General features: G+C 35.7%; 18 protein-coding genes, 1 tRNA gene and 1 pseudogene. 13 read left to right on the top strand and 7 right to left on the bottom strand.

Features of this window, described 5'->3' with window-relative positions:
* Positions 1-159: 159 nt before the first annotated feature.
* The 4 genes from ABVM53_RS12280 to ABVM53_RS12265 all read right to left on the bottom strand — a co-directional run bounded on the left by ABVM53_RS12280 (position 160) and on the right by ABVM53_RS12265 (position 5,865).
* Positions 160-1,398: an ABC transporter ATP-binding protein gene (locus tag ABVM53_RS12280; RefSeq protein ID WP_405326453.1), complete on the bottom strand. Its 1,239-nt coding sequence runs from the start codon at positions 1,396-1,398 to the stop codon at positions 160-162.
* A 24-nt stretch (positions 1,399-1,422) separates the two neighbouring features.
* Complete coding sequence (locus ABVM53_RS12275) at positions 1,423-2,400, bottom strand: NAD(P)H-quinone oxidoreductase (RefSeq protein WP_405326450.1); 978 nt, start codon at positions 2,398-2,400, stop codon at positions 1,423-1,425.
* A 137-nt stretch (positions 2,401-2,537) separates the two neighbouring features.
* Positions 2,538-3,944, bottom strand: coding sequence for a dihydrolipoyl dehydrogenase (lpdA, locus tag ABVM53_RS12270; RefSeq protein ID WP_405326447.1), 1,407 nt, complete (start codon positions 3,942-3,944; stop codon positions 2,538-2,540).
* Positions 3,945-4,068: 124 nt separating this feature from the next.
* A complete protein-coding gene (locus ABVM53_RS12265) occupies positions 4,069-5,865 on the bottom strand; it encodes a PA14 domain-containing protein (RefSeq protein WP_405326444.1) in 1,797 nt (598 codons plus the stop codon).
* 305 nt (positions 5,866-6,170) lie between these two features.
* On the opposite strand from ABVM53_RS12265, the gene nhaC reads away from it, so the two are divergent.
* The 12 genes from nhaC to ABVM53_RS12205 all read left to right on the top strand — a co-directional run bounded on the left by nhaC (position 6,171) and on the right by ABVM53_RS12205 (position 17,351).
* Complete coding sequence (nhaC, locus tag ABVM53_RS12260) at positions 6,171-7,652, top strand: Na+/H+ antiporter NhaC (RefSeq protein ID WP_405326441.1); 1,482 nt, start codon at positions 6,171-6,173, stop codon at positions 7,650-7,652.
* 228 nt (positions 7,653-7,880) lie between these two features.
* On the top strand, positions 7,881-8,519 hold the full coding sequence (locus ABVM53_RS12255; RefSeq protein ID WP_128757355.1) for a peroxiredoxin: 639 nt from the start codon (positions 7,881-7,883) through the stop codon (positions 8,517-8,519).
* A 97-nt stretch (positions 8,520-8,616) separates the two neighbouring features.
* On the top strand, positions 8,617-8,931 hold the full coding sequence (locus ABVM53_RS12250; RefSeq protein WP_371456172.1) for a thioredoxin family protein: 315 nt from the start codon (positions 8,617-8,619) through the stop codon (positions 8,929-8,931).
* On the top strand, positions 8,912-9,160 hold the full coding sequence (locus ABVM53_RS12245; RefSeq protein ID WP_128757357.1) for a DUF6952 family protein: 249 nt from the start codon (positions 8,912-8,914) through the stop codon (positions 9,158-9,160). The genes ABVM53_RS12250 and ABVM53_RS12245 overlap by 20 nt, the downstream gene beginning before the upstream one ends.
* A 141-nt stretch (positions 9,161-9,301) precedes the next feature.
* Positions 9,302-9,802, top strand: coding sequence for a thiol peroxidase (gene tpx / locus ABVM53_RS12240; protein WP_405326436.1), 501 nt, complete (start codon positions 9,302-9,304; stop codon positions 9,800-9,802).
* Positions 9,803-9,805: 3 nt separating this feature from the next.
* Positions 9,806-10,177: a diacylglycerol kinase family protein gene (locus tag ABVM53_RS12235; protein WP_371456169.1), complete on the top strand. Its 372-nt coding sequence runs from the start codon at positions 9,806-9,808 to the stop codon at positions 10,175-10,177.
* Positions 10,178-10,327: 150 nt separating this feature from the next.
* A complete protein-coding gene (locus ABVM53_RS12230) occupies positions 10,328-12,730 on the top strand; it encodes a DNA translocase FtsK (RefSeq protein ID WP_405326432.1) in 2,403 nt (800 codons plus the stop codon).
* Position 12,731: 1 nt separating this feature from the next.
* Positions 12,732-13,388 (top strand): LolA family protein, encoded by a 657-nt coding sequence (locus ABVM53_RS12225; protein WP_405326429.1) that lies wholly within the window; start codon positions 12,732-12,734, stop codon positions 13,386-13,388.
* Positions 13,389-13,393: 5 nt separating this feature from the next.
* The gene (locus tag ABVM53_RS12220) at positions 13,394-15,007 is read left to right on the top strand and encodes an LptF/LptG family permease (protein ID WP_405326426.1); all 1,614 of its coding nucleotides are present in this window, start codon (positions 13,394-13,396) and stop codon (positions 15,005-15,007) included.
* A gap of 78 nt (positions 15,008-15,085) precedes the next feature.
* Positions 15,086-16,231 carry a 3,4-dihydroxy-2-butanone-4-phosphate synthase gene (ribB, locus tag ABVM53_RS12215; RefSeq protein ID WP_405326423.1) on the top strand — a complete coding sequence of 382 codons (1,146 nt, stop codon included), beginning with the start codon at positions 15,086-15,088 and terminating at the stop codon, positions 16,229-16,231.
* Between the two features lie 281 nt (positions 16,232-16,512).
* On the top strand, positions 16,513-17,175 hold the full coding sequence (locus ABVM53_RS12210; protein ID WP_405326420.1) for a vancomycin high temperature exclusion protein: 663 nt from the start codon (positions 16,513-16,515) through the stop codon (positions 17,173-17,175).
* 91 nt (positions 17,176-17,266) lie between these two features.
* Positions 17,267-17,351 (top strand) — tRNA-Ser (locus tag ABVM53_RS12205).
* Between the two features lie 562 nt (positions 17,352-17,913).
* Here ABVM53_RS12205 and ABVM53_RS12200 read toward each other — a convergent pair.
* The 3 genes and pseudogenes from ABVM53_RS12200 to ABVM53_RS12190 form a co-directional block, all read right to left on the bottom strand.
* A pseudogene (locus ABVM53_RS12200) lies at positions 17,914-18,660 on the bottom strand (DUF6161 domain-containing protein).
* 24 nt (positions 18,661-18,684) lie between these two features.
* The gene (locus ABVM53_RS12195) at positions 18,685-19,176 is read right to left on the bottom strand and encodes a hypothetical protein (RefSeq protein WP_405326417.1); all 492 of its coding nucleotides are present in this window, start codon (positions 19,174-19,176) and stop codon (positions 18,685-18,687) included.
* A 10-nt stretch (positions 19,177-19,186) separates the two neighbouring features.
* On the bottom strand, positions 19,187-22,549 hold the full coding sequence (locus tag ABVM53_RS12190) for an Eco57I restriction-modification methylase domain-containing protein (RefSeq protein WP_405326414.1): 3,363 nt from the start codon (positions 22,547-22,549) through the stop codon (positions 19,187-19,189).
* Positions 22,550-22,969: 420 nt separating this feature from the next.
* On the opposite strand from ABVM53_RS12190, the gene ABVM53_RS12185 reads away from it, so the two are divergent.
* A complete protein-coding gene (locus tag ABVM53_RS12185) occupies positions 22,970-23,830 on the top strand; it encodes a helix-turn-helix domain-containing protein (RefSeq protein WP_405326411.1) in 861 nt (286 codons plus the stop codon).
* Positions 23,831-23,844: the final 14 nt, after the last annotated feature.

Raw genomic sequence — 23,844 nt, 5'->3', positions numbered from 1 at the left:
TTTTGATCGTAACAATCATAAGAGTTAGGCCAATTATCATCAAAAGTATGACATTTAAACTCAAAATAATGCATTTGACCGATATATCGAACAAATGAAAGACATTTTTTGGAATTAAACGTTAATTTTCGTGACTAATATATTTTCTTATATTATTATTTATAGTAATGATTTTGAGCAAATTCCATAAGAACCTGATTTATTTGCGATTAACTCAAAAGTGCAATCAAGTATAAGGTTTTTTTCTTGACGGTGAGAAACGTAGATTAATGCTGTATTAGATTGATTTATAATTCTTTTAATTAGCGCTATCACACGTTCTGCACCTATATCATCTAATGAACTAGTGGGTTCATCCAAAATTAAAAGCGGAGGCTGTTTAATCATTGCCCGAGCAATAAGAATCATTCTTTTTTGAGATTCAATGAGTGTAGAAAATCGAGTATTTCGTTGAGTTGACAAGGAAAGCAACGAAATCCATTGTTCTGCTATTTTAGACTGAAGATTGCTAGGTTTATCAATTAAACCAACACTATCAAAGAATCCAGAAAGTATCATCTCAATTACAGTCGATGATCCATCAAAATGCTCTGTGAGATTTGTTGTGAAGAGTCCTATTTTCTGCTTTATGTCCCACACACTCTCTCCGCTCCCTTTTTGTTTATCAAATAGATATAACTTCTGACCGTATCCTTTAGTATTATCCCCACTTATCATATTAATAAGGGTTGTTTTACCAGATCCGTTGGGGCCCTTTAAATACCACGATTCACCTTTTTTTATTTCCCAGTTTATAGCTCTAAGAATGGATTTTTCCCCGTAGGAAACTGATACATTTTCAAACCTAACTAATGACTCCGGAATAACATTGAAGTTTGATAAAGACTGTGGAAATTCATCATATAACTCAGAAGATGCTATCGTCTCTCTAACTTCGGAAGATTTTTTGGCACTGATTTTATATTCAGAATCAATATTCAATTCAGTAGTAATAAATGGAAGTACATCTTCTTTGCGCCTGTATAGCTGTACTATGGTAGTATGGAAAGATAAATCACAAAGCTGAGCTTTCAGCAACTTAACGTGACGTGTATCAAGTGTATCAAAGGGATTATCTATAATCAAAAAATCGGGATTTTGATTTATTAGATATTTAAAAAGCAGCATTCTTCGCTCACCCGTAGACTTATTCAGTAAGCTATCTTGCTCGTCTGTTATAATTTTAATATCGTACTTGTATTCTTTTTCTAAGTAGTGCTTTAAAGTATAATCTGAAAAAAATAATCCAGACTTTCCCGTATCGATTTTCAAAAAATCTAAAGTCAGTAATTCGTTTACGAATTCAGGTGTAAGTTTTAAAGTTGATGAATCAAGTGAATAATGTTTACGAATACTCATAATAAAACTGAAGTCATCAAGAAATTAATCTTCAATCGTTAATACTATCTTACCTATATGTGCACTGCTATCCATAAGTTGATGAGCCTCACCGGCATTCTGTAATCTAAAGGTTTTATACACTATAGGTTTAATTCTTTGCTCTTCAATCAAAGGCCAGACATTCTCTAAAAGTTCTGAAGCAATTTTAGCTTTTACTTCATTGCTTTGGGGTTTAAGTAAACTTCCGGATAACTTAATTTGCTTGGACATAACCGTCCATAAATTAATTGTAGGAGACAGACTTTTCATACCGTTAATATATTGCAGACGTCCGTTCTTAGCTAATAAGTTTAGATTTTTTTGTGTGTAATCCCCACCTACCATATCAAGAATCACATCAATTTTCTCGTCTTTGAATTCCTTTTCAAAATCGGTTTTCTTATAGTTTATAACTTTTCCAAAACTGTTCTCCTTTATAAAATCTAACTTCTCCTGAGATCCCACTGTAGTAAATGTATAAATCCCTAAAGCTTGTGCAACTTGCAAACCCATCACACCAATACCGCTGGTACCGCCGTGAATAAGTAAACCTTCTCCTTTTTTAATATGAGCTTGCTGAAAAATATTAAACCATACTGTAAATAGTACTTCTGGTAGGGATGCAGCTTCCACAAAATCTAGCCCTTTAGGAACAGGAAGGCAAACCCGCGCATCAATGCATAATTCTGTTGAATACCCGCCACCAGGAGCCAATGCGCAAATGTGATCACCCACTGTATAGGCTGTAACTTCAGAACCTATTTCAGTAATTACACCGGCTACCTCTAAACCTGGAATAGTGGCTACCTCAGCATCACCACCATACGCATCAGGATTTTCACGTGTAAGAATATCGCTTCGGTTCACTCCAGCTGCTTTTACAGCCAAACGCACCTGTTCTCGACCAAGCTCCTTACTTGTAAACTCTTTAATTTCTAAAACTTCTGGCCCTCCAGCTTTGGTAATAACAACTGCTTTCATAAAAATTATATTAAAGCTAAATTTAAATATTAGCCGTATTAAAGCAGGCGCTATGATGTGAAGAGTATGCTAAAGTTTGTAAACTAAAAAAGCCTTCTCTAATCGAGAAGGCTTTATATCTATATATTAAGAATAATTTAAACGTGAAGAGCACGGTCCTCGGTAGCAGCGAGAGCAGCCTCTTTAACTGCCTCTGCATAAGTAGGATGTGCATGTGACATACGCGCAATATCTTCAGCACTGGCTCTAAATTCCATTGCGGTCACCCCTTCTGCAATAAGATCTGCAACACGGGCACCTACCATATGAACGCCTAAAACCTCATCTGTCTTTTTATCTGCAAGAATTTTTACGAACCCATCGATATCACCAGAAGCTCTTGAGCGTCCTAATGCACGCATAGGAAATTGGCCAGATTTATATTCTATACCACTTTCTTTAAGTTGTTCTTCCGTTTTACCTACAGATGCAACTTCTGGCCACGTATAAACCACGCCAGGAATTAAGTTGTAATCGATATGTGGTTTTTGACCCGCAATTGCTTCAGCTACAAAAACACCTTCTTCTTCAGCTTTATGAGCAAGCATAGCACCTTTAACAACATCGCCTATTGCGTATATGTTAGCTACGTTTGTTTGCAAATGATCGTTAACAGCTACTCTGCCACGCTCATCAGTATTAAGACCAGCCGCATCAAGATTAAGACCGTCTGTGTATGGCTTACGACCTACAGAAACTAAGACATAATCTCCTTTAAACTCAACTTCATTATCTTTTTTATCAGTTGCCGTTACAACAACCTCATCCCCATTGCGTATAACACCACTTACTTTATGAGATACAAAAAATTTAATTCCCTGCTTCTTCATCACTTTAGTAAGTTCTTTACTTTGTGCAGCATCCATTGTAGGTATTATACGATCCATATATTCTACAACACTTACTTCAGAACCTAATCGTTTATAAACTTGACCCAGTTCAAGACCTATAACACCGCCGCCTATAACGATCATATGTTTAGGTATTTCTTTAAGTTTTAAAGCTTCGGTAGAGGTTATAACTCGCTCTTTATCTATATCTATAAATGGCAGGCTCGCTGGCTTACTACCCGTGGCAATTATAATATTCTTTGCTTCGATAGTAATATCGTCACCGTTTGCAACAGCAATATTAATATGAGTTTTATCTTTAAAACTACCTACACCTTGATAGGTATCGATATCATTCTTGCTCATTAGAAATTCAATCCCTTTTGTAGTTTGATCTACAACCGATGCTTTACGGGACATCATTTTCTCTAAGTTAATTTTAACCTCACCTGGTATTTCTATACCGTGCTCCTCAAAATGCTTTATGGCATCTTCATAATGATGTGAGGAATCTAATAAGGCTTTAGATGGAATACAACCTACATTTAGGCAAGTACCGCCCATAGTTGCATATTTCTCAATGATTGCTGTTTTAAGACCCAACTGGGCGCAGCGAATGGCAGCCACATAACCTCCGGGACCGGAACCAATAACTGCAACGTCGTATGTACTCATAATTTGCTTTCTTTTTTAAGAGGGCTTAAAGGTACGATGTTGAAAAATGTTAACCGAATTATCTTTATGGATTATTTACAGATAATTTGTTCACACATTCTGAATAAAATACGCAACAAGCAAACTATTCTACAGTAAATTGACTGGCTTTCATAACACCCGAATTTCCATCAGGGTTTGTCCCCCAAGAAAATGAAAATGATTGTCCGCCTGCATTTTCATAATACCAGAAATCAAACTTATGTTTTCCTGCTGAAAGTAAAATTGCAGGGGAGCTAGTAGTTTCTCTACTACTATCTTTCCAGTCATCCAATATTAAAACATCATCAATATAAATTCGCACACCATCATCTGATGACTGTGTAAATATGAAATTACCAGATTTTTTGACTAAATAAGTCCCTGTAATTTTTACTACAAACCCATCCTCATCAGTAGGTGGATTAAACGCTGACGAGTAAACCAAATCTCCATTATAGTCGCCTGATTTTGATATCCTAGTATTGGTTTTAAGTTCAATTAAATCAGGTGAAGCTATACTCGCTATATCATATGTATAATACTGCACTCCTCTAGTTTCTGTAACAGCTGGTAACTGCCAACTCGCATTACCATTGGCATCTGAAGTAAGAACTTTTCCATTATCATCACTTGGTGTTGCATCTACGTAGCGTAAAGTACCATTAACTTGTAATTTAGCTGTTGGCGTATTTGTACCTATACCTACTCTAATGTTGTCATCGCTATGGTCTCCCAGTATTATAGAGTTATTTTGTGAAGCAAGAGTACTCTTACCTATTGCTGTAGACCCAGTTCCCGTTGCAGAAGCTCCTGCGCCAAATGCTGAGCTATTTAATGCAGTTGCTTTGGCTTGAAAACCTACTGCTGTTGCGTTAGCTGCATTACTTGAAGCTTCTCTACCTAGTTGCAGGGAGTTGTCAACTTTAAAACTACCCACTGACACATTATTTACTCTAAAATTAAGTGGTTGTGAGTTTGTCGTCCCTAAAAAATCTGTTGCTGTAATAGCGTTCCCCTGTAGTGCCCAGTTAGAAGAATTAGCTCCGGGAACTTGCCAACTCGCATTACCATTAGCATCTGAAGTAAGAACTTTGCCGTTATCATCACCAGGTGTTGCATCAACATATCTCAACGAATTTGTGATGTGTAATCTTGCCGTTGGATCAGCTATTCCAATACCCACATTCCCTGCGTTATTAATAGTCATCGCACCTGGATTTGCTGTTTGATTAACCGCACCTTGACGAGTAGTATTAAATACAATTTTTGTGGGTAAACTTCCACGAGAAGGGGCTCCATCCATAAACATACGTATACCACCTACTTCATTAATCGAGCTACCATCGTATGTTTTAAAAACAACAGATCCTATCTCCTGATCATCATTCAATAATTTTGGAGCTGCAAGCGTTCCTCCCGTATTGTAGAAAATTACATTAGGGGGATTAGCATTAGCGCTGGTAAATTGCATGTCATTATCACCTTCACGTTTTATCTCAATATGTTCAATAGGGTTACTCGATCCTATACCCACTTTACCCATAATATAAATATCATCTGTATTTGAAGTTGCGGGTTCTGTTGTATTAACTTTATACCACGGTTCAACTGTGCTATTTAATGGGATCCATCTGGTTGCTCCAGAATCCCAATAATGAAATCCTTTAGAATATGAAGCTGTTGATGTTGTTAAATAGATGAGCTGGCCATCTGTAGATCCATTAACACTAAGATTAGCTACTCGAGGTATTAAAATACCATCTTTTGCAGTGACTGCTCCTAAATGATTTGCTGCTCGTATATCTAACGATGCCTCAGGCGCAGTGGTACCTATTCCGACTTGAGCCCAACCCGATAAAAAACTCATTAAAAAACAAACAGAAAGTATTTTTTTTGCCATACGGTATTTATAATTATGTATTAGAGTATTTACTATTTTTCAATTACTTACAACTACCAAAAGTTATTTTAAACTTGTACAAATCAACAATAATTTATACTTATATACTAGCAATTGCAACCATCGACTCTATATACGAAGAAGCACATACATCTGGTTTGTAGGAAAATAAAATAATTTGAGATTTGACATTTCTTCAAACTGACATTATTTATCGGTGAAAGTCAAAAATTAAGGCGTCACTAATTACAAGTGATATTTAAGTATAGAATGATTATAATTGTAAATATTTTACAATTCACCATATGAATCAGGATTCAGACCCTAAAAATCAAGAAATAGTTGAAAACCGTGAGCTAAGTATTTGGGAAGCTATGATCCCAATAATTGCATTAGTAGCAATGCTTGCTTTTAATGTTTATATGTTTGGAGATGATGCTTTAAGTGGATCCAATCAATTTATACTTCTTTTAGGTGCTGCAGTTGCTGCAATTGTAGGGTTATTAAATAAAACTTCATTTGAGACCATGATGGATGAAGTTGCACAAAATGTAAAATCTACAGCGGGTGCTATTTTAATACTTCTTTTAGTAGGGGCATTAGCAGGCACCTGGCTGGTAAGTGGCATTATACCCACTATGATTTATTATGGATTACAAATTTTAAATCCGTCGATTTTTCTAGCCGCTTGTGTTGTAATCTGCGCAATTATTTCTGTTGCTACCGGTAGTAGCTGGACAACTTCTGCAACCGTAGGTATTGCATTAATAGGTATTGCAAATGCGCTCGATATATCACTGGGTATGACTGCAGGCGCAATACTTTCCGGAGCTTATTTTGGAGATAAACTTTCTCCCTTAAGCGATACTACAAACCTGGCGCCAGCAATGGCAGGTACCGACTTATTTACGCATATACAGTATATGTTATTTACTACGGTACCCACGATTACCATTACAATTATTGTCTTTATAATTATTGGCTTTAATATTGAAACTAGTGGGACTGCAGATACTTCAGCGATATTAAATTCTATAGATGACGCCTTTGATATTAGTCCGTGGTTATTTATTGTTCCTGCCTTAGTAATACTTCTAATTGTTAAGAAAACTCCCCCACTTATAGCACTACTTGCCGGCACTCTGCTGGGCGCCATTGCAGCATTAATTTTTCAGCCAGAAATTATAGCAAAGCTCGGAGGAAGCGACACCCTTTCTATCCAAAGTGGGTATATGGGCATTATGAATGCAATTACTGTAGATACGGCTATCGAGACAACCAATGAAAATCTAAATGATCTTTTTGCAGCAAGCGGAATGGCGGGAATGTTAGGAACGATCTGGCTAATCTTGTGCGCGATGACTTTTGGCGGGATTATGGATGCCATAGGGGCGCTCTCCCGAATAAGTAAATTTATGCTTAACCTGTTCGACAGCACTTTTGGTTTGTTTGCGAGTACAGTAGCTACTTGTATTGGTCTTAATGCTACTGCAAGTGATCAATATCTTGCGATTGTGGTTCCTGGTAAAATGTATGCTAAAGCGTATCGCGACAAAGGTCTTGCTCCAGAAAACTTGAGCCGAACCTTAGAAGACAGTGGTACCGTAACATCTGTATTAGTGCCTTATAACACGTGTGGTGCTTATCAAAGTGGAGTTCTGGGAGTATCTGTAGCAGATTATTTTGTTTATGCTATCTTTAATTGGCTAAGTCCTTTTATGACTTTAATTTTTGCTGCATTGCGTATAAAAATTAGAATGCTTTCTGAAACAAGTCAATCAAAATAAATTAGTAAAAAAAGCGGAAAATCTCCAATTAATATTTTCTAAGTAAAGTGCCTATTTAATTCCTATTTTATCAAAAAAGTAATTGGACAATTGCGCATTTTAGCCCATTAGTACTGCTGCTGTAAAGCTATAGATTATACCTATTCTACTATAACATTATTTATTTCTTTTGAATTAGTATGCGGTCTAAACATACTACTTTTGCCGAAGAATTAAAAAACAACAATAATGACATTAGTAGGAAAAAAATTCCCTAGCATCACAGTAGATGCAATGAACGAAATGGGTGATACGTTCAAATTAAATATTCTTGAAGAAGCACAGAATCACAACAAGAAAGTTTTGCTTTTTTGGTATCCTAAAGATTTCACATTTGTATGTCCTACAGAATTACACGCATTTCAAGCTGCATTAGCAGATTTTGAAAAAAGAAACACTATAGTTATTGGTGCTTCTTGCGATACTCCAGAAGTGCATTTTGCATGGTTAAATACCCCTAAAGATAATGGCGGTATCGAAGGTGTAACTTACCCTATACTTGCAGATACAAATCGCAATCTTGCAAACCGTCTAGGAATTCTAGATGTTACTAATGAGCGCTATGATGAAGAAACTGGCACTCTTTTAGTTGATGGTGATAATGTTACTTACAGAGCTACTTATTTAATTGATGAAGAAGGTACTGTATTTCACGAAGGTGTAAATCATATGCCATTAGGTCGTAATGTAAATGAATTTCAACGCCTAATCGATGCTTATACGCACGTTCAAGAAAAAGGTGAAGTATGTCCTGCAAACTGGGAAGAAGGTAAAGATGCTATGAATGCTAACCGTGATGGTGTTGCATCTTATTTAGCAACTAACTAAATATAAAATTATCCAGACTCTCTTTTGTAAATTAGAAGTCTGGATAATATTTTAAAGAAGATATTAATTCTCCACATTGTGGTTAAAATCAAATACTATGTTAAACGAACTTGATCAAGATAATCTTGCAGAGATCGTAAATAGCAATGATACAGTAGTTGTTCAATATATGGCCGGCTGGTGTGGAAATTGTAGATTAATGAAGCCAAAATTCAAAAAAATGGCTTCAGAAAATGAAAACACGGTATTTCTACTTGTTGATGCTGAAAAATATCCGGAAAGTAGAAAACTGGCGACAGTAGACAACCTTCCTACATTTGCCACTTTTAAGAATGGTGCATTTGTAAATCAGGTACAAACAAATAAGCTAGAAATCCTAAAAGAATTAGTAGATGAAGTTACCAGTAATTAAGCATTTACAGAAAAATAACAGCGCTGAAGCCTTAGAACATACCATCGAAGTATTAGAGTCTTTTACAGAACATAGATCTGTAAGTGAACAAGAAATGGATGTTGTAGGTGAGCTTATAACAAATCTGTGCGGTGCAGTAGAGATGCATCAAATGATCGCAAACGGAATGTCTGAAAAAGATGCTGCTAACGGTTTTGCTCAGAAAGTGTTAGGATCTATAGATAGATAATTTCTTATTAACAGTTTTAAAATCCCTTAATCATAAATGATAAAGGGATTTTTTGGTTTTAGACAGTTATGCAAATTAGCATTTGTTTAATTGTTACTCTATACGCTAATAATTACATTTACTTAAACATACAAAAGCATTATGGCAACAATAACATTAGGTGGAAACACAACCCATACCCTAGGTGAACTTCCTAAAGAAGGAACAACAGCTCCCAATTTTCAGCTTGCTACAAAAGATCTACAACACGTATCTTTAGAAGACTTTAAAGGTAAACGCGTTGTGATGAATATCTTTCCGAGTGTAGATACCGGCGTGTGTGCAGCTTCTATCAGACATTTTAATAAAGATGCTTCAAATCTTGAAGACACTATAGTTTTATGTATATCAAGAGACCTTCCTTTTGCTCAGGCTCGTTTTTGCGGTGCCGAAGGCTTAAAGAATGTGGTTACTCTATCTGATTTTAAAAATGGCTCTTTTGGTAAAGATTACGGTCTTGAAATTGAAGATGGTGCGTTTGCAGGATTACATTCTCGCGTGGTTATTGTTTTAAATGAAGATCATAAAATTATATATAGTGAGCAAGTTTCAGAAATAGGTCAAGAACCTAACTACGAACTGGCTTTAAACGCGTTAAACTAATCAATGAATAACGCAAAAGATAGTTTTATAATAAATCGAATTAAAGCGTTTAGGTATGCCTTTAAAGGAGCCTGGCTACTCATAAAAAAAGAACCAAGTATAAAAGTGCAAATGGTTTGCGCAGTGCTAGTCACCATACTAGGTTTTGTATTAGATATTTCTACTACAGAGTGGATTCTACAACTACTATCTATAGGGCTGGTATTATCTATTGAAGGTCTTAATACCGCAGTTGAGAAAGTTGCAGATTTTATACATCCCGAGTATCACGAAAAAATAGGCGATATTAAGGACGTAGCTGCAGGTGCTGTTACGTTTGCCGCACTCATTGCGGCAATAATTGGTCTTATTATTTATATTCCAAAACTGTTCTAAAATTTTATCAGTTGAGTACCGTTTGATATTTGTATTTTTGCCAACCTGTAGATTTTAAAATCAATGCTACATTTGGCAAAATATCTATAACTACAGCATTGCAATCTTAAACTAATAATAAGTTACCGGTACAAATAGTCAACGCTTGGAATGGCCAGAAAAAAAACCAAAACCACAACCAAAAAAACTACGCAACCTAAGAAGTTAACTCTTAAGTTGTCTAAACAGCAGAAGATTGTACTAGGGAGTTTTTTATTTCTCCTGGGTATCGCTCTCCTATTTTCTTTTATTTCCTTCTTCTTTAACTGGCAGGCAGATCAAAGCACATTAGATAGTCTGGGAGATCGCAGTGTAGAAAGTCAGAACTGGCTAAATAAATTTGGTGCTGCCATTGGTGATTTTTTCATATATCAAGGTTTTGGGGTAGCTTCATTTGCGCTTGCTATTTTAGTAACGCTAACTGGTTTTTACTATTTCTTTGACAAAGAAAAGAAATCCCTTCGCGCCTATTGGTTTTGGGGAATAATAGTAATGCTTTGGTTCGCCATTTTCTTCGGATTCTTTTCAGACTCTGCACCATTACTTGGTGGTATGGTAGGTTTTGAACTTAATGACTATCTACAAGATTATTTAGGATTAATAGGTACAATACTTATTCTTGCTTTTTTTGCAATTGTTTATTTCGCCATTCGATTAAAAATCACTCCAGAACTTGTAGGGTCGTATTTAAAACAGAAAAAGCAATCGCTTCAGAGTGAACTAAACGATGAAGACGATGATGATTTTTCAGAATACAGAGACAATGCCTTTGATAAAGACAATATAGATTTACCTAAAGCTAAACCAGCCCCTACTCCATCTACAACAGAAGAGAAAGTTGATGAACCGGTTTTACAACAAAGCAATCCTGCAGCACCTAGCGAAGAACCTGAGCTAAAATTAGAAACCACCCAAGCTCCTCAAGAAGATTTTGAAATAGAAATTGAAGAACCTATTGAGGAAGAAGAATTGGTAGAAAATCTAAGCACTAAGCTTGTACAAGATTTTGGAGAATTTGATCCTACTTTAGAATTAAGCAACTACAAGTTTCCTTCGATAGATTTATTGAAGGATTATACAAAAGGACAAAGCATAACCATTGATCAGGAAGAACTTGAAGAAAATAAAAATCGTATTGTAGATACGCTTAAAAACTATAAGATCGAAATCGCACACATTAAAGCAACTGTAGGCCCTACGGTTACTTTGTATGAGATTGTACCCGAAGCCGGCGTTCGTATTTCTAAAATTAAAAACCTTGAAGATGACATTGCTCTGTCACTTTCGGCATTAGGTATACGTATAATTGCGCCTATCCCCGGTAAAGGAACTATAGGTATCGAAGTGCCTAACAAAAACGCGCGCATCGTCTCTATGCGCTCTGCTATAGCTTCTCCTCGTTTTCAAAATGCTGAAATGGAATTACCGCTTACATTAGGTAAAACCATTTCTAATGAAACTTTTGTAGTTGACCTAGCAAAAATGCCTCACTTACTTATGGCGGGTGCTACCGGTCAAGGTAAATCTGTAGGTCTTAATGCAATTCTTACCTCGTTACTTTATAAAAAACATCCTGCGGAAGTTAAATTCGTGCTGGTAGATCCTAAGAAGGTTGAGCTTACGCTGTTTAATAAGATTGAACGTCATTATCTGGCTAAATTACCAGACTCTGAAGAAGCAATTATTACAGACAATGCCAAGGTTATAAATACGTTGAATTCGCTTTGTATTGAAATGGATAATCGCTACGACCTGCTTAAAAATGCATTGGCTCGTAATATCAAGGAGTACAACGCAAAGTTTAAAGCTCGTAAACTGAATCCAAATGATGGTCATAAGTATCTACCGTACATCGTATTGGTTATAGACGAGTTTGCAGATCTTATTATGACTGCCGGTAAAGAAGTAGAAACTCCTATAGCACGACTTGCTCAACTAGCACGAGCGATAGGTATTCACTTAATTGTGGCTACTCAGCGTCCATCGGTGAATGTTATTACAGGTATTATAAAAGCCAATTTCCCTGCGCGTATTGCATTTAGAGTTACCTCAAAAATTGACTCCCGTACGATTTTAGATAGTCAGGGTGCAGATCAATTAATTGGGCGTGGTGATATGTTATTTACTCAGGGTAACGAACTTACGCGGGTGCAATGTGCTTTTGTTGACACTCCTGAAGTTGAAAAAATTACTGAATTTATAGGGTCACAAAAGGCATATCCTGATGCCCATCATCTACCAGAATATGTAGGCGAAGAAGGTGGCACAAGTCTTGATATAGATGTGAGCGACAGAGATGTTCTCTTTATGGAAGCTGCGGAAGTAATTGTTATAGCACAACAAGGAAGCGCTTCTTTATTGCAACGTAAACTGAAGCTGGGTTACAATAGGGCAGGTAGAATAATTGATCAATTAGAAGCTGCCGGCATTGTAGGACCCTTTGAGGGCAGTAAAGCTCGCCAGGTACTGGTTTCAGATATGAATGCCTTACAACAACAATTAAATAATGATTAAAATGAAAAATTTAAAAATAAAAGCATTTACCTTTTTATTTGTATTTCTCTCGGGTATTACGCTTTCTAATGCTCAAGATGCTAAAGCAAAATCTCTTTTAAATGAGGTTTCTACTAAAGTGAAATCTTATAAGAATATGTTTATCGACTTTAAGTACACGCTATCGAATGATGCAGCTGGCATTAATCAAGAAACACGTGGTGATGTTACTTTGAATGGGGATAAATACAAACTGAATTTAATGGGAACCACCCAGATGTATGATGGTAAAAAATTATATACTGTAATCCCTGATGATGAGGAAATCACTATTTCTACTCAAGATCCGGGAGATGATGATGCTATTACACCATCAAAAATGCTTACCTTTTTTAATAAAGGATATACATACAAATGGGACATAGATCAAAGTGTAAACGGTCGTAAAATACAGTATGTAAAGTTAATTCCTATTGATTCTAATAGCGAGTTAAAGTCGGCTTTGCTTGGTGTTGATGCCCAGACAAAACACATCTACCGTTTAATAATGACTCAAAAAAACGGAACAAAAATTACTATAACTGTAAACTCATTTAAGACAGACCAGCCATTACCCGGCAACTTGTTTGTTTTTGACGAGAAGAAATATGCAGATTATTACATCAATAGGCTAGACTAGCTTCTGTGAAAATACTGGACCGTTACATACTTACGACTTTCGTTAAAAACTTTCTGAGTACATTCATCATTTTGATGTTCATATTTGTACTTCAGACGGTATGGCTATACATTAAAGAACTTGCTGGTAAAGATCTTGATTTCTTTATTATCATCAAGTTTCTTATGTATTTCTCTCCGCGCCTGGTCACGCTGGTATTACCGCTTACAGTATTACTTACCAGCATTATGACCTTTGGTAATTTTGCTGAAAATTATGAGTTCGCTGCAATGAAATCTACAGGGATTTCATTGCAACGAGCTATGAGAAGTCTTACAATCTTTATTGTAGGGCTTGCTGCTACTTCATTTATGTTTGCTAATTATGTTATTCCTGCTGCAGAATTTGAATCACTTAATTTGAGAAGAAATATTGCTCAGGTAAAGCCCGCAATGGCAATTACAAAAGGACAGTATACAGATATTGCAGATGGTTATGTAATTAAGGTGGCAGATAAACAAGGTGAAAATGGGCAATTTTTAAAAGATGTGATTATCTACGAAAAAAATCCCACTCGTATAGGAAACTACACGGTAATTAAAGCACGAGAAGGCGAACTCATTAGTGCCGAAGGTGATAATATTTTATCACTTAAACTTATTGACGGTAATTACTACGACGAGATCGAGCAGAGAAACTACAACAAACAAAAGCGCGAGCCATTTGTAAAAAGTTATTTTGAAACGTATACCATTAATATAGACTTGTCTGAACTAGACAATGTAGATATGGATGAAAAAAGTATTGACAATGCGTATACAATGCTTACCGTTGCCCAGCTTAGTGACACCTTAGTCGATATTTCAAAAAATTATAATTCTCATTTAGAAGGTTTAGGAAAAGGCGCTCTACGGGAGTTGTATTTACAGAATTTAGATTCTACCTATCTCGCAAATGTTCCTATAGATACTACCCGAGTACTCAATGAAAATTTGTTAGAAAATTTTGAAGATTCAGAAAAGATGCAATTACTGGATCGTACTATTGCCAAAATTAAAAATGAGATAAATGACATTAAAAATGACAAGACCACAAATAGTCAAAAAGTAAAAGTTCTCAGTAAATATGAGATTGCATTACACGAGAAATTTGTTCTTGCCTTTGGATGTATTATTCTCTTTTTTGTAGGAGCACCTTTGGGAGCTATCATCCGTAAGGGAGGATTAGGCTTGCCTATTGTGGTAGGAGTTGTTTTATTTCTCACCTATCACTTCATAGGTATTTTCGCAAAAAACAGCGCAGAAGACGGTAGTGTTTCAGCCTGGTTAGCGAGCTGGTTGAGCACACTTATATTATTTCCGCTAGGGGTATATCTAACTTATAGAGCAACCACAGATCAGGGATTATTTGATCTAGACGGATTTCTTGATCCTGTTAAAAAGTTATTCCGTAAAAAAGATAAAAACGGTATTGATCCTCAGCAACCACTTAAAGATGTTGAACTTTCAAATGCTGAAAAGGCACTTCTAAAAATTAAAACCAAGCAGGAATTAGGAGATATAGTAGCCAATTATAAAAAATATGGTTATTCTGAAAATTTTAAAGACGCTGCAGCGCTTCTTTTACAGCAACAATCTTAGCCTAATCGCTCTCCTTTTAGTCTTAAATCTGTAGGCTCACAAAGCTAAATTGTATCTTTACGCATCTAAATTAAACTCATGACTACGCAGACATTTACCAGAGATATAGAACTCAATACCATTCAGGAAGCTATTGAAGATATTAAAAATGGAAAAGTAATAATTGTAGTAGATGATGAGGATCGGGAAAATGAAGGTGATTTTTTAGCCGCATCAGAGATGGTCACGCCAGAAATGATAAATTTTATGGCGACTCACGGCCGCGGACTTATTTGCACTCCTATTACTGAAGACCGTTGTAAAGAGCTCAAGCTGGATATGATGGTGGGAACAAACAGTGACCCGATGGAAACCGCATTTACGGTTTCGGTAGATTTGAAAGGAAATGGAGTTACCACCGGGATTAGTGCTTCAGATAGAGCAAAAACTATACAAGCATTAATAAACCCAGAAACCAGACCTTGGGATTTAACGCGACCGGGACATATTTTTCCGCTTAAAGCGAAAGAAGGTGGTGTATTAAGGCGTACCGGGCATACAGAAGCTGCCATAGATTTTGCACGTCTAGCTGGTTTTGCTCCTTCAGGTGTGATTGTCGAAATCATGAATGAAGATGGTACGATGGCACGTTTACCTCAATTACTTCAAGTCGCTAAAACTTTTGATATTAAAATTGTATCTATCGCAGATCTTGTTGCGTATCGCATGCAACACGATTCTCTTATTGTTAAAAAAGAGGATTTTAATATAGATACCCGTTATGGCAATTTTAGATTGCGTGCCTATCAACAAACTACAAACGACCAAATACATATTGCTCTTACAAAAGGCACTTGGGACATCGATGAGTCGGTTTTAGTACGCGTGAATTCTACTTTTGTAAATAATGACATCTTGAGTACACTCACTCAGGAAAACGATCGCAAACTTGATAAAATTTTTGAAACTATAAATACCGTCGGAAAAGGTGCGATTGTATTTATAAATCAGGAAAATATCGCTCACAAGTTACTCTACCGTCTTGCCGAAATTAAAGATAGACAGGAAACTGGTCGTAACAATGCGGTGCAGTCTAAAATGGATCTTAAAGATTTTGGTATTGGTGCTCAGATATTACACGATTTAGGTATCACAAAAATTAAGCTCTTATCTAATAGCGAAGAACTTAAGCGTGTAGGTATAATAGGGTACGGACTTGAAATTACAGAACGCGTACCGTACTAAACGCAAAACACGCTTATTTTCCTTAGACATTTCGCTGATACAACTAGAGAAGCAGGTTTTATACCTAAATGATTTTCTATGATTAGAATCAACTCGTATAACAACGAGTTCTTTTCTAAGTTGTCAATAAATTAGATCTATTACCAGTTGGTGTTTTTGTTGATATGTTCACATACTGAATGTATTTTTTAAAGTACTTGTTACAAAACGGAAACTTATCTTTATATCTCAACATCCCACACGTAGTTATTTTCGTAATTATATTGTGAACACGATAGTATATGAGGGTTAAAAAGATAGTCTTATTAAAACTACTAGGTTATTTAACACTAGCCTTTGTTGTGCTACTTCTATTTGTGAGCACCCTCTCCTATCGTATTAAGTCATATAGTGAGCCTTACATTTTTGATGCGGCTGCTGAAACCCCTAAAGTATATTCCGTAATCATTTTAGGAACCAGCGTGCTGTCTAATGGAGAATTATCGACAATGCTTAGAGATCGTGTAGAATCTGCATTATTACTTTACAAGACAGGCAAAGTAACACGGTTTTTAGTTAGTGGAGATAATGGTTCTACGAGTTATAATGAACCGCAGGCAATGAAAAGATATCTTAGAGAACGCGGAGTGCCCGAAGAGGCTATTTTTATGGATTATGCTGGTTTTGATACCTATGATTCAATTTACCGCGCCTCTTATATTTTTGAAATTGATAACGCAATTGTTGTCTCACAACGTTTTCATCTTCCGCGTGCAATTTATATAGCTCGCCAAATGGGTCTTAATTATTACGGTTACAATGGCGATCGTAGAGCTTATGATCTTGAAATGCGCAACAGGTTTAGAGAAATCTTAGCGAATGTAAAAGCATTTTTTGAACTTACATTTAACAAAGAGCCTCATTTTAAGGGAGATAAAATCCCCATCACCGGAAAAAACAATTAGTTTCAAAATTCCTTTAAAAAGAGTGTTGCCATATTAAAAAAACTTTCTATATTTGCACCCGCAATCAGCAAATAGCTGATGAGACAACTCAGGAGAAATGGCAGAGCGGTCGAATGCGGCAGTCTTGAAAACTGTTGAGGGTCACACCTCCGGGGGTTCGAATCCCTCTTTCTCCGCAATCAAGCGCAAGGCTTGAAATAACAAAAACCGCAGCAGTTATGCTAGCGGTTTTTTTGTTTTAAGACTTAGGCATTTGCAAAATGCTCAAAGTGGGATATTGGAACAAAATCCCTCTTTCTCCGCAAGGTCAACTAATAATCAGTTAGTTGTGAAGTTGACACCCAAAATTACACCCAATTCTGCAAAGGATTGGGTGTTTTTTTTTAATACATTTTGATTTTAAACTTCTTTTATCTCAATCTATCTACAAATGGCTGTAGCGCATTTCAGAATTTGGAATTATCTCAACTTGTCTTTTAAAAGCTCTTTACATTCTTTTGATGTCCAGTCGTAATTAGGCTGATACACCGGTATTACAAACTGTACATTAGGCGCTTGTAAAAAGGCATTTACAGGTAGCTCTTTTACTTTAATATTAATTAAGCTTAAATATTTCAGTAAAAATCAAAGTCACATATTAAAGTACTACTATACTTGGACTACCTAAACAATTCCATATACTATAAAATCCGTTTTTATAAACTTCTATAATTAAATAGCAAAATACAGTTTAAAGGTTCATTTTCCTCCCATTAATTTCTCAATAAAACTACCTCCAGGCATTGTTGGTGAGGAATCATCTCGCAACAAACCTGAATCTGCACGACTAAATAGCGATTGCATAATAAGGTGTCTTTCTGTAGGATCTATACTTTGTTCCTTTTTCAATGCTAAATAAACATAAGATAATTGCTCCCGTTCTTCAGCATCGCGACTTAAATGATAAGAGCTAAACATTAGCTTTGCAAACGTGCGAATACCATATGCCAAGAATGATACGAAGGTTATAAAAACAACTGACCAGCGCACAGCGCTACCTGTTTTTTCAAATAGATCTTTAAGTGTACCATCTGAAATAAGATATAAGACAATACCCAAAGCAATTATTGCTATTACAGTAACGCCTATTAACCAATTCAACCACGTTCTACCTTCAGTATTTAGTTTTTCCGATCGATTTCACCAGTAAGTAGCAGGTGCTTCAAGTTTGAGTTTCTCATTATATAACTCTTCAAGCTCCTTTAATCGTTTTAAATGATACTTATTATAGGTTTCTTCATTTGTCTTACTTTCATTAATCCATGATTCAATCTCGTTTTTCTTATTCGCTATATATTCGTCTAAATCTGTAGTGTAATTTTTATTATAGGATTCACTTTTTCTATAAACTTCTATAAGCTCTTGTTGACTCTGAGTTATTAGCTTTTCATACTGATTTCTTAAACTTGATAAGGTAGCATGCTCCTTAGCTCTCCTTTTGGGTATTTCAGTAACTTCGTTAAATTTATATTAATAAGCCATTAGTGCCCCTGACATTAGTTCAGGCGTATTATTAAAGCTGTTTTTTGGCTCTAATAAAAACTTATAAGCACCAGAATAAAAATTTGGATTTTTTCGATGAAGATCAATTAAGAATTTAGTTAGTGGTAAATCTATTGGAAAATGGAAACCTCTTGCTAATGAACTTACCTGATTACTATATTGGCTCCAATCATTATTTAATTGGTTAGTTTCTTTATCTGCTGCATTAATGATAAATTTACTCAACCAATTATGTATTCTATTGAAAACAGTCTTTGATAATTGTAGTTCGTTAGGAAGCTCTACTTCAATTTTTGACCAGCCACTTACTTGCTTTTGGAAATAATTATAAATATCTAAGAAACCTTCTTTAGAAATTGACATATCAGAATGATTATATGATATATCGCTAGAGATTGCTCTAAACCACTCTGGCGATTTAGACTCTTTTATTATTTGATTAATTTCTTTATTATTCATTTATAAGATATTAACTATTCTCCACGATCTGTATCTCCTTCTCTGTCAAACCATACAGCTCATAAACCATTTGGTCTATTTCAATTTCGGTGTGAGCTATTTGGGTTTGCAAATCCTGGGCTTTCTTCTTGTTTTCTTCAAAAAGCGACATCCACTCAAACTCGTCTTTTTTGGTCAAGGGAGGCACCTCGACTACGCTCGGTGTGACAACTGCTTCGCTCGAACTGACAGCGGCTTCTTTTGCGGCTTTTTCACGGAGTTTGTTATTGGCTTTGATGCTTTTATTCAACTCTTTGATAAACTCATCAAACTCCAACTCGTGCCAGTTTTCTAGTTTACGGGAGAGTTTCTCCAACTTGTATTGGGAGGCAAAAAAGATTAGGAATTTGTTTAAATGGTGCTGATTAATCTCGGTTTTTTGGATTACTAAATTGGTTATTTTTTTAAAATCGTAATTATTTAGACGATCAACAGGAATACCAAATGGCTCTAAATATTTTGTTTTAAAATAGTAATAACCTCCACTGTACTCAGAACTTGTGTTTTTAATAAAGTACCACATAAGTTTACTGTTAAGTATAGGAAGCAAATTTTTTACAGAATAATTTAGCGGTATTAATAAATAACCTCCAGCATCAGCATAAACATCCGTTTTTTTAATGGTGAAACTTGGTTTATTTTGTAGTTGTGGTGTTATAATATAATCCCTCTCAAAAACTGATATTTCTCTAGACCTATGTAATGAATACCAATAATCTGAATTTGTTTTATATCTTATTTTCTTTTTTATAAGAGGATCTTTAAAATTTAATAGATAACCATAAGTCAAAGGAAATTCATTTTGTAACACCTCCTCTTCTATGGGCTTTGTTTTTCCTTCCTCATCTTTAAAGTGTGGATATATTACGTATTTGTTAGATTTTAAAGGTAGATATCTTTTGATATCTTGCCCTTTAAGCACCTCTTTGAGAATATTTTTTTCAAGTTCTACAACACAATTTAAAGCTTTAGAAAAACCAAAAAAACTGTCACCCTTTATTTCACCCTCAAGCATAAAGATGTCATCCCCAGTGGTTATTAGTCCCTGATAAATTCCTTCACAAATAGATTTAAGTGAAACTTCCTTAACGACTTTATCAATTATTCCAACACCAATTTTATTTTTCAATAGCCAAGGCTTGGATGACAAATTATCATATTCAATTTTTTCAACTGAAAAAGGCTCTAATATCTTATCTGGTAGAATATGACTATAATTGATCGATTGAGAAAACTTGTTGAGATTAATAATGCAAGTATAAGTTGATGCATCTTGAAAAACCAACTCAGACCCAAAATGTATTATAATTGAGACTGCATTTTTTTCAGCTAAAAAAGCTCTTATGCCTGCACCAAAATCGGCAACCAAAAATTTATGTGGCAGAATAAAGGAGACCTCTCCACTTAAATTGATTAATCTATAGGCTTGCTCAATAAAAAGAACATATAAATCATATTTGCCCGTAGCACTAACAAAATTATTTTCTAAAAAAAGTGTTTGATTAAAATAATGTTCTTTCAAACTTTGTACCCGAACATAAGGCGGATTCCCAATCACCACATCAAATCCACCTTTTTCAAAGATTTTTGGAAACTCCTGCTCCCATTTAAAAGCTTTATCACCGGCAACCGCTTTATTGTCTATAAGACTGTTACCGCACTTGATGTTGCTGCTTAGGTCATTGAGCTTTCTGCGAGGTTGTGCGGTACGCAGCCACAGGGAGAGTTTAGCGATTTCTACAGACTCCTCGTTAAGGTCTACGCCGTAGATGTTGTTTTCTAAGATGGTGTTCTCAATATCTGCAAAGACGAGACCGCCACCCAGCACTTTAGCTTTGAGTTCGTCGATATAGCCGTGTTCTTTGATCAAAAAGTCAAGCGCCTGGTTTAAAAAGGCTCCTGAGCCACAAGCGGGATCGCAAATGGTTATTTGCAAGAGCCACTCGCGGTAGGTATCCAGAATGTCAACCAACTTTAAAAGCGTGTCTTTGTTACGGCCTTTTCTGCTTTTAAAATACTCGGCTTCTTCAAAACCCAGTTCGGCTTTTTTATCTTCACAGAGTTTGCCTACGGTGTTTTCTACAATGTATTTGGTAATGTATTTTGGCGTGTAAAAAACCCCGTCTTTCTTCCGTTTACTGGTTTGCTTGTCAAAGGTATCGCCTTCTATTTCGGCATTTACGCTTTCGATCTCATTTAACGAATTTTCAAAAATATGCCCCAGAATATTGACATCTACCTGACTTTCAAAATCGTAGTTGGCAAGTTTCCGCGTATGCGTTAACAGCAATGCATCGTCAATAACCAGTTGGTCTAAAATAGCATCCGGTTTAAAAAGTCCACCATTGTAGGCGTAAATCTCTGCGTGCCTGTCTGTACCTTTTCTGCCCTGATCCAGATAATTAAAATACAGTTTAAAGCGATCGTACAGCGGTACATGGGCATCCATCTCCTTAAGTTTTTCAAACTCATCTAGAATCTTAAGCGTAGAGTTAGGCGGTAAAAGTCCGCGGTCTTCGGCAAAAAAGATAAACAGAAAACGGTCTATGAGTTTCTGCGACTTTTTAAATAGGGTAAGCTTTACGTTCTTATCAAGGCGGTTACGCTCTGCACGCTCCTCTTCGGTAAGTTCTGCGGTGGTCGCGGCATCAAGTTGCTCTTGCCTGCTCGTCCTGATACGCTTTACATTGCGCTTGACCAGATCGCGAAACAGCTCACGTTTAAATATTGAATAGTCTTTGTAAAAGTTTTTTGTAATCGCTTCTTCTTCGGCAATAGAAGCTTCTTTGATCTTAAGCGGCAAATCGCTCATTAAGTTCTCACGCTGTAAACAAAGGAATAGCAGTGCAAAACGTTCTTGTGTAAGCTCAAATAAATTAAACTCTTCAAACTCGGTCGCATCGTTGATGTAAAACCGTAGTTTTTCAAAATTTGAAGTGATCACGTATATACAGCCTTTCTGGTTTGCCTTGTAATCAAAAGCCTGCCGGCGTATGCTTTCCAGGTCTTTAGTATTGGTTCCCTTCAATTCAATAACACCGGTAGCACTACCGCTTTTTAAAATCGCACCATCGGCCTTGCGGTTGTTCTTTTCGTTCTTAAACTCGGTAGTGAGATCATAGTTTGGGTTCGGGTTAAGCGTATATCCTAAAATATTTACAAAGAGTTCGTGTAAAAAAGTAGCCTGAAACTGCTCTTCTTTAGACTTGCGTATATTTTCCTGAATAACAGGATTGAGAAAATAGGCTGAAAAAATTTTATAAGCTTTAGCGATTACTCTATCGTCCTGAGCTTTGAGGTATTTATTAAGTACCGAATTTTGAAATAATGCCATTAGATGCTATAAGATATTACTAAGAACCTAAAAGTAAATAATCCTTAGATTTAAACTGCATCTAAAACTAGAAGTAATTAAGAAGTTATTAATGAGAAAATCTGTAAAAAGGGTTTATACCTTTAACTTCTCCTGTTGTTTAGGAACTAATACAGAATTTATAGAATGTGTTAGTATAAACGATTTGTAAAATTACGCTACTAAGAATTAGATAGACAGTTGCCTCTAAAAGTAGGTCTTTACATATCGTTCTGCTATATGGATTAGATAGAAAAATGAAATTTCTAAAACAATCGCAAAACTATAAACAAACTCAGAAAATAGTATTACAATCATTAAGAATATAGAATACAGAAAATCCCGATATTAGTAGTTCATAAATCAATATAACTTAAACTGCTATATCCTAAGACATCAGACTTGAAAGACATCCCTAACATATCATTTGAAAGTCAAGATGATCTTAATGATTTTGAGATACTTAAAATTTCTGAGATTTTCGAAAGAGTAAGCAAAAACCCAGATCACGATCCCTGCAAACCTCATCGCATTAACTTTTTTGCATTACTAATAATTACAGAAGGCTCTGGAACGCATCAGGTGGATCTAGGGCTTTACTCTGTAAAAAAAGGATCACTCCTAAAAATTGCTAAAAATCAAATTCATGCTTTTCAAGAAAATTTAAATTACAACGGGTATTTAGTGATTTTTACTGAAGACTTTGCTGTAAAGAGATTTTCTCGATCTACCCTAGATTATACTACACATCTATATAATTACTACCTCTCTACTCCATTAATTGAAAATGAAAAATATGGCGCTTCCTTTCTTACAGAAATCTCAGATGAATTAAATACTGTGTCACACGTACAAAAAGAAATCATTGCAAAATTGCTAGAAGTATTTCTTTTACGTCTTGAACAGCAAAATCATAAACTTGTATCGCTTAAAAGTAAGCCAGTTCACCTTACCATTTTCAACCAATTTAAAAGTTCGGTAGAAAACTTTTATACCCAAACAAGAAATGTAAAAGATTATGCCGAAAAGCTACAGATTTCCCCTAAACATTTAAATAACATAGTACGTCAAATAACCCACAATAGCGCTAAATCGTTTATCGATCACTATGTGATTTTAGAAGCTAAAAGAACTATCCTGCTTAATAATTATAGTATCAAAGAAGTTGCTTTCTCATTAGGGTTTGATGAACTCACTAACTTTACTAAGTTCTTTAAAAAACATACCGCTGTTTCTCCAAAGGAGTTTAAATCCAGTCTTTAGTCTGGTTTCACATT

The organism is Leeuwenhoekiella sp. LLG6367-2.1 (assembly GCF_045055775.1).
GTDB lineage: Bacteria > Bacteroidota > Bacteroidia > Flavobacteriales > Flavobacteriaceae > Leeuwenhoekiella > Leeuwenhoekiella aequorea.
Note: the sequence above shows the minus strand (reverse complement) of the source record. Positions and strands in the feature narration are given on the sequence as shown.